General features: G+C 43.1%; 7 protein-coding genes. 1 reads left to right on the forward strand and 6 read right to left on the reverse strand.

Going from position 1 to position 14,737, the window contains the following annotated elements; genetic code table 11:
* Positions 1 to 114 precede the first annotated feature (114 nt).
* Complete coding sequence (locus tag DWW52_RS06075) at positions 115 to 645, forward strand: DUF4251 domain-containing protein (protein WP_118714580.1); 531 nt, start codon at positions 115 to 117, stop codon at positions 643 to 645.
* Positions 646 to 680: 35 nt separating this feature from the next.
* Here DWW52_RS06075 and DWW52_RS06080 read toward each other — a convergent pair whose 3' ends face one another.
* The 6 genes from DWW52_RS06080 to DWW52_RS06105 all read right to left on the reverse strand — a co-directional run bounded on the left by DWW52_RS06080 (position 681) and on the right by DWW52_RS06105 (position 14,667).
* Positions 681 to 3,344 carry a zinc-dependent metalloprotease gene (locus DWW52_RS06080; protein ID WP_118714581.1) on the reverse strand — a complete coding sequence of 888 codons (2,664 nt, stop codon included), beginning with the start codon at positions 3,342 to 3,344 and terminating at the stop codon, positions 681 to 683.
* A 12-nt stretch (positions 3,345 to 3,356) separates the two neighbouring features.
* Positions 3,357 to 5,867: a zinc-dependent metalloprotease gene (locus DWW52_RS06085; protein ID WP_118714582.1), complete on the reverse strand. Its 2,511-nt coding sequence runs from the start codon at positions 5,865 to 5,867 to the stop codon at positions 3,357 to 3,359.
* A 2-nt stretch (positions 5,868 to 5,869) separates the two neighbouring features.
* A complete protein-coding gene (locus tag DWW52_RS06090) occupies positions 5,870 to 8,455 on the reverse strand; it encodes a zinc-dependent metalloprotease (RefSeq protein ID WP_118714583.1) in 2,586 nt (861 codons plus the stop codon).
* A gap of 120 nt (positions 8,456 to 8,575) precedes the next feature.
* Positions 8,576 to 9,493: a hypothetical protein gene (locus tag DWW52_RS06095; RefSeq protein WP_148315335.1), complete on the reverse strand. Its 918-nt coding sequence runs from the start codon at positions 9,491 to 9,493 to the stop codon at positions 8,576 to 8,578.
* A 27-nt stretch (positions 9,494 to 9,520) separates the two neighbouring features.
* A complete protein-coding gene (locus DWW52_RS06100) occupies positions 9,521 to 10,987 on the reverse strand; it encodes a RagB/SusD family nutrient uptake outer membrane protein (RefSeq protein ID WP_118714585.1) in 1,467 nt (488 codons plus the stop codon).
* Between the two features lie 11 nt (positions 10,988 to 10,998).
* Complete coding sequence (locus DWW52_RS06105; RefSeq protein ID WP_118714586.1) at positions 10,999 to 14,667, reverse strand: SusC/RagA family TonB-linked outer membrane protein; 3,669 nt, start codon at positions 14,665 to 14,667, stop codon at positions 10,999 to 11,001.
* Positions 14,668 to 14,737: the final 70 nt, after the last annotated feature.

A 14,737-nucleotide genomic window follows, 5' to 3' on the forward strand; every position in this document is an offset into this window, starting at 1 on the left:
ACGATTCTTTCGCAAATCTACGAAAATTTCGTAAATATCCAAATTATTTCATGATATATTTATCCGAGAACATTTTCCGTCACGGAAACGTATATCCAATCAAATTTGTACATCATGAAGAAGATTATTTGGATTTGCATGATCGGGGGTTTGTTATCAACAATAGCTTCCCCGGTCAACGCACAGAAGAGAGTAGCCCGTTTCGAGAAAGAATTTCAGAAAACACTGGCATTAGTAAACAGTGATCAATTTACCGTGAAGTTTTACATTGCCACGCCAACCGTACAAACCCTTTTCACCCCTCCCGGAGCGGGAGCCAATATCGACATAAACCCACAAGCCTGTTATCTAAGCATGAACGATTCACTCGTGACAAGCAAGTTACCCTATTTCGGACGAGCCGCGTGGACATCTAAATCCCAGTTGGATTCCATTTCTATCAACAACGTATTATTCAGCCGCACGGTGAAGATTTACCAAGACGGGAAGAAACAAGCAATCGCTTACCAAATAACCGTACGCACGGGTGAAGACATCTACTATCTCAACATGGATATTCAATACGACGGGACCTGCTACTTGTATTTTAGCGATCGCAAACGGGCTCCGATCAGTTATGTCGGACAAATAACTAAAAGGGACTGACGAGACTTTACCTCGTCAGCCCCCTGACCACACGCTTAATTCACACCTAGCATCCGTTTAACGGAGAATAACATGGCCTGATAATGTACTTTATCAGTCGCATTTGCCGTTGGTATTCGTTTTTCAAGCAAAGCTTTTATTTTCAAAGCGGCATCATAATAATACGTGGTTGATTCATCAATCGCGTCACAGGCCACCACGTTCTGCCACCCGTAACCGTAGCCGAACCCGGACAATTTCATCTGTTCCGTCATATACTCTTTTCCTTCCCGGGCTTCAATCTCTTCCAATTCCCGGGCATAACGGTCAATCGTTCCGGATTCATCCAACCCATAGAGGCAGATTTCCCGAATCGAGGGAGCGTAAGCGATATCTGAAGATATCCGACTGGCATTTGTCAACCCGAATTTATTTCCCCCGATTACCGTCAAGGATTTTGACATCATATCGACCATCGCTTTTTGCAGGAGCTTATCCCCGGAGGTGAGTTTACGCCCGTTTAAAGCACTATCCCAAACACCCGTGTAGAAATCGTTGAAGAACTCGCCCACCGTGTAAGGGTTTTTCTCGGCCACGTAGGAAGAGAGGGTCACGTTCATATAAATCTGGGACAACAAACCCGCAACCGCACGATTGACCGTGGCCGACGCTTTGGTATGTAACCCGAACTTGGAACAAACTTCCCGATTATCTAACCAGTCGTTATTCCGGATTTGGCGAATCACCCAGTTCACGGCCGCCTTCTGTTTTGCCTTGGGCACGGCGACAAACCTTTTGGCCGGAGTCCCGTCCTTGGCTTCCGTCAAATAAATACCCCCGACACAGTACACCACATTTTGCAGGTAACGGCTGTATTGATTCACGATTTGGTTATAAAACCCTTGACGATGTTCCGCCGTCTCGTCATCCAGAATCCACTTGTTCAGATTGGAGAGTATATATTTCAAATTCTTGATCCCATAATCTCCTGCCTTCATGGGGTCATCTCCCAAATCTTCTTCCAAGGCACTCGGATCATACCGACTGGCCATCTGTTGTTTTCCATAACGGTACATGGGATCGCCCGCCTTGGCATCCACCCAGGATTCAAGCTCTTTCGCCTCTTCCCGCATGGAATTCATCCCGGGAAAATACGAATATAACCACTTGATCACGAATTCATCGTACACCCCCAAGTCCGGAGGGGTCAGTTTTACTCCCTTATCCCCGGGTTGCGCCACATAATTAAAACGGGCATAATCCATGATAGAAGGAGTTGTTCCGTATTTTCGCATGAATTTCGCGGAACGCAAGGAGTCCACGGGTATAGCCGCAGAAGCCGCCATATTGTGCATCAGTCCCAAGCAATGTCCCATTTCATGAGAAACCACGTAAGCCAAAGATTCCTTTAAAAGTTCATCGGACAATTGTTTCGACCTGATCCGGGGATCAAGTTGAGCCGTTTGCACGAAGCGCCAGTTGATCAGCATTTTCACGATATCATTGTATACCAAAATGGAAGCATTCAGAATCTCCCCGGTGACCGGATCAACCCACGAAGGTCCCATAGCATTTTGTACCGTGGAAGGTACATACCGGATACAAGAATATTTCAAGTTATCGGGATCAAAATCCGGATCATCCGTCGGGAAATCCAACACCTGTACCACGTTCTTAAAACCAATTTTCTCGAAAGCTTTATTCCAACGCACAAGTCCTTCACGAAGCGGTTGTTTCCATAATTCCGGGAACAGGTCATCCAAATAGAACACGATCGGTTTCACGGGTTCCACCAACTCCCCCCGTTTAAACGCCTCGACATCCTTGGGTTCCAATCGCCAACGATTGGCCAGAGTATAAGTCTGCAAACGATCCTCCTCGCCAGAGATATGTTGTTTGTACGTGAGGAATACCCCAAGCCGGGAATCCGACAAGCGGGGACGCATTCGATCTTCCGGTAATAACAACAACGTGCGGGTAGCCTTGATCGTCAAAGGACGATTGTCATAAAGCATTCTCGTTAATAACTTGGCACTCACTTTATATGATAAAGAAGATTTCACGGAGACATTATCTTCAAAAGCTTTAATCTCTTCCAAAGACGAAAGTGAACGATTGAGCGAAGCCTTGTAAGTCAAGGGATACGATCCTTCGGAAATCGGGGAGACAGACTCATCCCCTCCCGTGAATAAAGCGGTCATTTCAAATACCACGGCAGAACTATCCGGCGTGTAGGCCAACACCTTATAGGCTTCTAGGATCGGGTTGATAAAATTCTGCCCGACCACTTGTTGCACGCGAGAATCTGTCGCGTCGTAACTAATCCGGGCATTCACCTGTCGCATGTGCACGGTACTGTCTGCCAACGTGAAACAGATATGCATCGGCGTTTTAGGCTTGTAACCGTTAATTGCCACCGAATTATCACTTGTCTCCGTGGTCGTGGAAGCTAACAGCATTTCTCGGCCCATCATCTTCACGGGTAGTTCAAAATAGAGTTTCCCATCCACCTTATGCAAGGTCATAAAACCTCCCTTTGCCGTCTCGTGCGATTTACCTTTAAACAGTCGCTCGTACTTACCAAGCTTTTTCACGGGAGTACGAACTACCGGTTCCTCCTTTTTCACTGTTTTTTTCTTCTTCTTCTCATCGGCACACACCGTTTGAAAACAAAAGTTTACCATCATAACAGTGACCAACAATATCATCCATCTTTTCATATTATCGTATTTTTATATATTTCCTTCCAATATTTTATTTGCCATCATAAGCATCGCCCGGTAATGGGGACGATCTTCTGCCGGAGCCAGAAGAACTCTCTCTTCCAACATTTCCCGACACTCCCGCATGAACTTGTAAAAATAGATTCCTTCATTCTCAAGTACCCGGGTTGAAACCACTTCCTGCCACCCGTATCCGGTTCCGAAAGCGGAGAGATTTACCGGGTCTGCCAACAAGGTATTAGCCGACGTGAATTGTTTCCCTCCCATCATCTCCAACCGGAAACGGGATACATCCATCCAATCCACCTGCATCATTCGATCAATCGGGGACAACTTCTCCCCGTTCAAGACGGCTTTCCATACTTCTCGATACACATCTTCCATAAATTCGGCCATCGGGTAGGGTTCATCCGCCAGATGAGCGGAAAGAGCCACGTAAGATTTCCGGGACAACAAGCGGGAAACCACCTTTGAACGAATTCGCCATGATTCCGGCAGACTCAACGAGAATTTATCCAGTAAATCCCGATCGTCCAACCACTCACTTTCCCGCAACTGGCGTAACACCCATTGAGCGGAAGCTTTCTGTATCTCCCGGGGTACCGGACGGAAGCGATCAACAGGAGTTCCGTCTTTGGCCTCGTTCAAGTAGATTCCCCCGACATTAGCGATCGCATTGTTCAAAAGACGTTCGTATTGCTGAGTTATTCCCTCGTACAACGCCCGGCGTTGTTCGGCAGTCGCATCTCGATCTATCCAATCTTTCATCCGGGGAACGATATATTTTAAATTCGCAATACCATAATCTCCCGCTTTCAGGGCATCGTCACCCAAATCCTCGTCTAACGCCGAAGGATCATAAGCACTCATCCACTGCCGTTTCCCGTACCGATAGAGCGAATTGTCGACCTTCTCGTCTACCCAAGATTCCAGCATCCGGGCTTCTTCCTGAACAGAAGCAACCTCCGGTAGTAACGAGTAAAGCCATTTGATCACGAACTCATCATAAACTCCCAAATCCGGGGGTGTCAACACCACCCCTTTATCTTCCGGCTGAGCCACATAATTATAACGCACCTTATCCATGATAGAAGGTGTTATACCATATTTCCGGGTAAATGTCACGGAGCGTAACGAATCCACGGGGAAAGCATGGGAAGCCGCCATGTTATTCATTAATCCCAGACAATTTCCCATCGCTTGCGCCGCCATTTGCTCCAAAGACTCTTCAACGATCGCATCCGGCATTTTCCTAGCCCGCACGGAAGGATCAATTTGAGCCGTCTGAACAAAACGCCAAGTATTTATGGCCTTCACTACATCGTTAAAAATCAATATCCGGGCATTTAATATCTCCCCCGACGAGGGATCAACCCAAAACGGGCCAACACTCTCCTCCAAAGTAAAAGGGAGGTAACGGACACAGGAATATTTCAGATTATCAGGATCAAAAGAAGGATCGTCGGTCGGGAAATCCCGCACTTGTATCACGTTTTTGAAACCAATTTTCTCGAACGCACGGTTCCACCGTAATATTCCCTTCTTGATCGGGGCCTTCCAATTTTCAGGGAAATGATCATCCACGTACATCACGATCGGTTTCACGGGTTCTGTCAATTCACCCCGCCGATAAGCCTCCATATCCAGAGGTTCTATTTTCCAACGACGCACAATTGAATAAGGCTGTATCTCTTTCCCATCCGCGGGAATGTGCTTTTTCTCGGTCAAGAAAACACCCAAACGGGAATCCGACAAACGAGGGCGCATCTTTTCCTCGGGCAACATCATCAACGTACGGGTAACTTCCACCGACACGGGCACTTGCTTCATCACTTGAAAAACAAAGAAATAAGCATTTACCGAATAAGATAAAGATGAGCCGATCGTGACATTATTCTCGAAAGCCTTGATATCTCCCAGTAAAGAAAGCGAGGGATTCATACTTCCCTTGATCCGGTATTGCCCGGAAGCCGGGACAATCGGCGATAGAGTGGCAACATCGGAAGTGAACAGTGAAGTAACTTCAAAAACGATAGCCGAACTATCTCGGTTGTAAGCCAACACTTTATATCCATACAAAACCGGGTCATCATATCCCTGTTCCACCACCTGACGCATTCGCTCGTTTTCCTGATCCACGGTGACAGAAGCCGCAACCTGCCTCATCTGTATCGTACTATCTTGCAAAACGAAACGAAAATGTATCCCCGCACTCGGTGAATAGCCGCACACGGCAGCCAGGTTATCACTCGTTTTCGTGACCGTAGAGGCCAGTAACATCTCTTTCCCTAGCCATTTCAACGGGAGTTCGAAATACAATTTCCCGTCCATCTTGTGCAACGTCATAAAACGGCTTGAAACGGTCGTGCAACTCTTATTTTGAAACAACTTCTCGTACTTTCCCGGTTGCACGGTCTCTTTTTTGTCTTTTCGCTTTTTTCTCCCGACCGATGAAGCCGAAAGGTCGAAACATCCCAACAAAAAGACAAGAACCAGATTATATATTATCCATTTTCGCATAATCAATTCTTTTGTGCCTGTTTACCCAAAACTTGTTTCACGGCGAAAAGCATCGCCTGATAATGAGGCTGATCTTCCCCGACAAAAGTTTCCATTCGGGATTCCAACAAGTCCTTTATTTTCATCAACATCTCCAAATAATAAGCCGGAGCCTCTTCCATGGCTTGCGTGTCCAAGACCCGTTGCCAACCGTACCCGGAACCGAAACCTGTTAAACTCTCTTCCCGCTCCACGGCTCTCAAAGAACCGATATACCGGTCCGTCATTCCAGTCGGGTCCAACCCGTAACAATATATATCCGCCAGGGATAATCCCACCCGTTTACCCCCGATCGTTTTTACTTGCTCGCTTAAAGGAGCCAGCGATTGAGACTGTAATATCATATCAATCGTGGTCAATCGCCTGTTTTGAATTGCACTTTCCCACACATCCCGGTAGAGATCATCGAGATACTCCTCCACGGTATAAGGGTCATCAGAGAGGGAAGCCGAGAGTGTTACCTGCTTGTAAAGTAAGAATAACTGTTTCCCCAATGTCTCCGCAAGCGTTACCGAAGGTGTCATCCCTAAAGGCAATTTTCGCAATACCTCCGGATCATCTATCCAGGTCGAATTCTTTAGTTGAGACAACACCCACGCGACAGAAGCTTTCTGTATTTCCCTAGACACGGATTGATGTCGCTTATACCGGGAATCTTCCTTTGCATCAGAAAGATATACCCCCCCGATATTATACATCACGTTCCGTATATAACGATAATATTGACTCACCATCTGATCATACAATTGTCGGCGATACTCTGCTGTCGGATCATCCGTGATCCATTCGTTCAACCGGGAAAGGATGTATTTCAAATTCTGTATCCCGTATTCTCCCGCTTTCAGAGGATCATCTCCCAAATCCTCCTCTAAAGCCGAAGGATCGTAACGCCCCATGACTTGTTGACGACCGTAACGATACATCGGGTCATTTGCCTTTTCATCCACCCACGCTTCCAGAGTTCGAGCTTCATCCCATATCGTCGCGGAGGTCTCAAAAGAGGTGTATAACCAACGAATCACAAACTCATCATAAACCCCAAAATCGGGAGGAGTCAACTTCACCCCTTGATCCCCCGGTTGTGCCACGTAATTAAAACGAGCGTAATCCATAATCGAGGGGGTTGTCCCATATTTCCGGGTAAAACTCGCAGAACGTAACGAATCTACCGGATAGGCAGCAGAAGCCGCCATGTTGTGCATCAGACCGAGACAGTGCCCGATTTCATGAGAAACCACATAACTCAATGACTCGTTCAATATCGCCACCGGGAGTTCTTTTCCCCTCACGGAGGGGTCCACTTGTGCCGTCTGAACAAAACGCCAGTTCCGGATCATCTTGATCACGTCATTATATATCAACACGCTGGCATTCAAAATCTCTCCCGTTGAAGGATCAACCCACGAAGGTCCCATAGCATTTGCCACGGCCGTCGGCACGTAGCGGATACAGGAATATTTCAAGTTATCCGGATCAAAGGAACGATCATCCGTGGGAAAATCCCTCACCTGCATCACATTTTTAAATCCAATCTTCTCGAAAGCCTTATTCCACTTTAACACCCCTTCCCGTATCGGATTTTTCCACGCTTCCGGGAAAAGTGGATCAATATAAAAAACGATCGGTTTCACGGGTTCCGTCAATTCGCCAGATAAATACGCCTCCTCGTCTTTCGGCTCCAAACGCCAGCGATTGGCGTACGAATATTTTCCAATGGCTTCCCCACTCTCAGACAAATAACGTTTTATGGTTAAAAACGTTCCTATCCTTGAATCGGATAAACGAGGTTTCATTTTCTGTTCCGGCAGCAAAAGCAATGTCCGGGTAACCTCCACGGTCAACGGTTGATCTTTCACAAGAGCCAACCGATCACGGGCTACCGTGTAAGTATAATTCAATTGTGACTTCACGGACATATTGTCCTTAAACGCTTTCACCTCTTTAATCGAAGACAAATTACTCGTATAAGCTGCAGTCACCCTCATCACCCCGCTTTCTTGCGGGATCGGGGATAGCTGAGGTTCTTCATTCAGGAATATCCCCGTCATCTCGAATACCACGGCAAGGCTATCCGGCGTGTAGGCCAATATCTTGTAAGTGGCAATCACTGGATCATTAAAATTCTGCCGTATAGCCTGACGAACTTCCGCTTTATCCGATTCGGTCTCATACAAAGCGTTGACTTTCCTTAACTGTATGGAACCGTCCTTTAAGGTAAACCGGATATGCAACGGGGTATTTTCCTTGAACCCATTCGTACACACCGTATGATCCGTGGAAGAGGTTGTTGTCGATGCCAACAGTAACTCCCGCCCAAGCAATCTTAACGGGTATTCGATATACAATTTCCCATCCATTTTATGAACAGCCACGAATTCCCCAACCGCACTTTCATACCTTTTCCCCTTGAATAATTTATCGTATTCGCTTAATTCAACTTTCTCCTCTTTAGGCACACGCTTCTTCTTTTCCCGAACTGCCCCTTCAAGGGTGCAAGGAAAAGAGAGGACACCTACCAAGAGGACACACCATACAATCCATTTTTTCATACATACTATTTTATATTTATCGTAACAAACATCCCTCTCTACGACACAAAGATTCCTATTTTCAAGGTGTTATCACGAGGATAACACCTTGAAAAACACATCACATCAATAAATCCACCACTATTTTAACCGGGCTTTCATATCCGCCACCACTTTCTTCATCAAATCAAATTTCCTCAACACGTAAGGATAATTTTTATACTTTTCTTTAAAAGCAACATCGTCATTCATGTAGACTTCGGTCACGTAATCCATTACGTCTCGCTTTTCAGATACAGTCATACAAGAGTATGCATTATTCATTTCAAGTCGATTTATAGACAAAAAACCGTAATTCTCAACCGGAGCCATTTTAGGTACTGATGATGCAGTTAATCTAAAATTATATGTCGAACTATTGGGATTAATCTCTTTCCGACACACGTTATAAAAATTCTCCAATTCCACTCTACAACTATCTGCTAAATAGGATCCAATTTGTTCACCCACGACCTCCATAGCTAATCGACGTAATTGCAATTCATCCATATTCTTCAATTTTTCCACGTGGGAAACAAGTGTTGTCATCATTCCTTGAAAACAATTTGCCTCATACGAAGAAACATTCGACCGTGTTAACTTATTCACAAGTAGGAAACAACGCGGATACATCAAAGGAGAAATCAATTCAGGAATGATCCGATCCTGTATAAATCTCACTCCTATTAATAAATCCTCACGCTGATCACTCAACTCATAAGTTGACACACGAAACATAGATGTTATCGTGTAGTCGGGATGAAGCACTTCATGATAAATGACCGGATCTCCAAAAGCATCTACACCCCGATTCTGACTTCCAATAGTATCATTATAAAAAATCGGGATACCGGTTTCTTTGTATATCAAATATCTCTGGTGATCCAAAGGATCGTCCGAATCCTGAAGAACATACCAGTTCTCATCAAAATATGACTGCTTTAATTCACTCTCATGATAACACCCTCCCAAGAAGAATATCATGACTATATATCCTAAATATAATATTTTCGTTTTCATATTCTACCTATTAATCGTTTCCAAGACCTATCTTTCCGGACGAACATTATTTACCAACGCTCCTTCATTTGCAATAATAGCATCCGCAGGGAAAGGCATCAACCACCCTCCATCACCGGGATACTCATCAAGCACATACGTTTTAACAAGTGTTGCACTTCCAGTCCATTCGTAATAAGGATGCTCAATCTTCGTTTTCTGCGGATATTTTGAATGGACGGCATAGCGCTTCAAATCAAACCAACGTTGTCCCGTGAAACAAAGTTCTCGACGGCGTTCATCCCGGATAAATTTCATTAAATCCTCTCCTGTTAAATTAATCGTTCCCACATCACTCATTCGCTTTTCACGTAATTTTTGTAACACTTCAATAGCTTCATTAGGTTTATCTAACATCGCTAGAGCCTCTGCCTTATTCAAATACACCTCCGGAAGTAATAGACTAATTGTATGTACTTCATTATTCCCAGCCTTTACCTGACCAAAGTAATTTCCCAAATAGTATTTGAAGAAATGCGAATCTTTTCCCGTGTTGAAACGTAAATCATTAATTGCGTCATAACAGGCCAATAGCCCTGAAGAAGCCGCTATAGATTCTTGTGAATACTGAAATACTGTCGGCCCATAACTATTAGTAAAAATACATTCGCTTGATGTTTGCTTACGTTGTAAAGTAGCATAAGCACTAATAGCTATCGTGTTCAAATCAATCAAAACCAAATCTCCCGGTGCTTCTAGGATAGAATCACACTGCTCCACGACTAATTGATTTTCACCCATACATAAATAAGTCTTAGCTAGTAAAGCCCGAGCGGCATTCTGATTGGCTCTCCGGGTCGACGGTTGCACAACTCCTTCCAAACAAGCAATAGCTTCCTTAGCATCCTTAGCTATTTGTTCATAACATTCCTTTACGCTATTCCGATGAAAACCCTTATCTTCTATGTAATCTGTTAATTTAATTGGTACACCCAAATCTGTTGAAGCCGTAGCAATATTATAGGGATGCCCCCAAATACTAACTAAATAAAAATAGTAAAAACCTCTTAGGAATAAAGCCTCTCCTTTTATCCGGTTATATTCTTTTTCACCCTTAAATCGATCAATTTCACCCAAGATGACATTAACAATTGCTATACACTCATAGATCCTAGCCCACCCCTTAGATCCATCATAAAAATTAGGTCGATCATCATTAAAAGGATAAGAACTCCATTTATAAAATTCTCTTGTACTATTGAACATTACCGTCGCAAACTCCGACGGTGCTTTTGATAAAAAATGCGTTACATCATCATCCATCACGTCTAACCAAGCAAAACGATATGGATCTCCTGTTCTCTGTTTTTGCAAGTATCCATTTCCAATCAGTAATTCATCAAAATCTTGCGTGGACTCAACATAAGTCAAATTCTGAGAAGCTTCTTCCAAAAAATCCCCACAAGACGAGACTACTAAAAGTAAAGCAATCACGTATAAATATATCTTATTCATATTCCAATTCTTTAAAATGAAACATTCAAACTAAACGAATAAGTCGGACGTATCGACATTGAAATCGTAGAAGCACTTCCCGATTGCGTGGTCGGATCCTGACCTTTTAACTTCTTATTACAGAAGGTATGCAAATTCGTTCCGACCAGAGAAACATAAGCAGACCTCATCCGAACTTTTTTACAAATAGCCTCTGGTAAATTATAACGTAACGAGATATTCTGAATTTTCAAATAATCTCCACTTACTACCCGAATATCCGAGTAATCATACATCTGCCAAATATTCTCAGCTATTATCTTTCGATTCACCGTTTCATTATAAGCAGATTTTTTCCACCAAGGGAATGAACCAACCGTAAGCATAAACTCAGAATTATCCAATATTCCTGGAATTTTCGTATTTAGTTCATCTCCAGGCTTCCTCCAACGATCCAAAAACTCATTACGAGCGTTTTCCATCGGACTAGGGGCTAATGTCGAATTACTCCCAGAAACATTCGGATATAATTTTAATAATCTAATTTTAGAACCAATACTATATGACAAATTGATTGAAAGGGTAAAACGATTATACGAAAAACTATTTAATATACCTCCTTGCAAAAAAGGAACCCGTGTCCCGGAATACTTCATAACAGACATATAACGCTCTTCATTAGTCATTAATTTAAACTGTTCTCCATAGTCAACGGCATCATCACCTTCACCAATCACTTGTTCTAAATTAGGAAACATCGGCCGACCATCTTTCGGGTCTAGCCCTAAAAAACGATAAGAGTAAAAACCGTTCAAAGAACGTTTTACAGTCTGTACCGTACCATTCAAATAATCAGAATAAGTGATATCATCATCATCCCGAACGGATTTATCTTTAGTTTTCACAGCTTTATCAATTAATTTATTCATCACTTGTCCTAGCTGAGGATCAAAACGCCATCTAAAGCCTTTACCATCAGCACCCATTGTATTGATTGGCGTAAAATTCAATGAAATTTCAACACCTTGATTTGTGATTGTTCCTTGGTTTACGATGTATCCCTTGACTCCATTCACCTCCGAAACACTTTTTTGCATGTATGCATCCGTTGTTTTTCTATAATAATAAGATACTGATCCATTTACTTTTCTTTTCAACAACGAGAAATCAACACTTACGTTCGTATTCGAAGTTTTCTCCCATTTCAAGTCTGGGTTCGGGAATTGAACAACAGAAGAATACAACTCATTGAAAAGACTACTCGTACCCGCTCTCTTAATCACTAATCTAGGTGACACCTGGGGCACATTCCCCTGATATCCAAAAGAAGCCCGTATAGAAAGATCATTAATCCATGATACGTTTTTCAACACATTCTCCGACAAATTCCAACGTCCTGAAATTGCCCATATCGGGAAGAACTTCTCTTTCGCCCGACTTCCAAATTCATTTGAAAAATCGGCACGAGCGTTAAAACTGAAATTATAAATATTTTTATAACTGTATCCGGTGGTCAAAAACACAGAAACATCACGAGAGGTCTGAGTTATATATTGGCCCAAAGCAGCCGTCGTCCTCATCCACTCTAAATATGCTGGATATTCGGCAAAATCAACAGACGCAACGATCATACTTCTATCTTTCATATAGCCTCGTGTTGTTTTAGCATACGTATTATACTTATTGGATTTAATCTCACCTCCCGCATTTACATTAAAAATATGATTTTCATCCCTATCTAACGCTTCTTTATACTCGACTTGCCCCCGCACCGTATAGGCATTACGATCCGTACGACTTTCTTTCATTTCTCCCCCTATAGGCAAAACACTATATTTCTTAAAATTAGCTTCCGTATTACCGTAAGACTTGGCTAAACTTCTCACATAATAAGAATTCTCTCCATGCCAGGTTGCATTTGTCGAATTCGAAAAAGCATACGACAATAGTACACCGACCTTTAAAGTCGGAAAAATCTGATAATCTACAGTCGTCTGGAAGGTTAAACCATTCTGGTTAATTTCCTGAGAAGCGTTATCCCGATCTTCCAGCATATTCACTGGAAAATATGTCGGTAATTCAGACTCATCAATAACTTTTTCTTTAGAATAATACCAGTAACTTCCATCCGGATTATAGGCAGGAACGGCTCTACTTGTATTATACGCAAATTCAGTAATCCCTACATCATTTGGAGTATATTTCTTCTTTGAAACATTTCCTTGCAAACCAAAAGTCACCGTGAATTTATCGAAATTACCAGAAATATTAACACTAGTCGTATACCCTCGATTCAACTCTCCCCGGACATTACCTTCTGTACTATTTAAGCCCAAAGAAGCATAATAACGTAAAGAAGAAGAACCTCCAGAGAGACTCAATGTATGTTTATGAGAAAAAGCATCCTTCATCAAAATATCAAACCAATCTGTATTTAATGTCTCATAATATCCAACCTTTTGCTCAAATTCATCATAACTAAGCCGACCATTCATATAGTCCCTGTAGGCCGCTTCATATCCTACCCATGTATCAACCGACGGGAAACCCATACGTTTCTCGATCATCTCCCGAGAAAGATCAATTCTTTGCTTAGAATTCATCATATTCACGCTCTTGTCATTATAACTCGGACGTTGAATAAATGAACCGGAAAGCGAATAGGTAACTGTCGGCGGGCCTTGTCTTCCTTTCTTGGTCGTGATCACGATAACACCGTTAGCCGCCTCCTTGCCATAAATCGCCGTGGCTGAAGCATCTTTCAGAACGTCTATCTGCTCGATATCTTCAGGATTCAAACCAGAAATAGCATTACCCAATAAATTCACAAAATCCAAATCATTGATATCTTTCGGATCCACATTTACCGGATCCTGCACCACAACTCCATCCACCACCCAAAGCGGTTCCTGAGATCCCAACACCGTAGAAGTACCACGAATTCTCAAACGAGGGGCAGCACCGATCTGTCCGGTATTTTGCATAAAGATCATACCCGGCACGTATCCTTCCAACATCTGGTCGATCGTCTGCAAACCGGGAGTAATAATATCCTCGGCCTTGATCGTGGTGATAGCGCTCGTACTCTTGCGGGCATCAATCTTCTGGTAACCGGTATTAATCACCACCTCTTCCAGCATCGCCACAGATTCCTTCAACACCACATCAATCGTATCTTTCCCCGTGTATTTAATCTCTTGTGACTCCATCCCGATAAAAGAATAGACTAATATCATATCCCTATCCGTTTCTAAGAAACGAATCGCGTATTTCCCATCCTTATCCGTAGCCGTACCCATTTGCAAACCTTTCAATTGCACAGTAACCCCGGGTAGCGGGTGTTTCTTCTCGTCCGTCACCTGTCCTACCACCCGAATCTCCTTTCTTGCCTGATCGGCCTCCTTTGCCGGACGTACGATAATCAAATCTTTATTAAATTCATATACGAATCCCGTGTTAGCGAAAATTCGCTTTAACACACTCTCCAGATTCTCATCTTTTGCTTTCACCGTAAACAAACCCAACTTTTGTGTTTGTTCCGCACTAAACACAAAATAAAGATCGGTCTGTCGTTGTATCTCCTCAAATAAAGTTTTGATAGATACATCTTTTAAATTCAAATTCACCTTTTCCTGTTGAGCCCGCACGTTAGCAGTCAACGTAAAAGTAAAAAAGAACAATAGAGATAAACATAACTTCATAACCAGAAAAATTTTTCGTCCTATCCTTGGAAACAGATGAGGACATAATCGACTTTTTTCCATATATTTG

Source organism: Odoribacter sp. AF15-53, from assembly GCF_003479425.1.
Classification (GTDB): domain Bacteria; phylum Bacteroidota; class Bacteroidia; order Bacteroidales; family Marinifilaceae; genus Butyricimonas.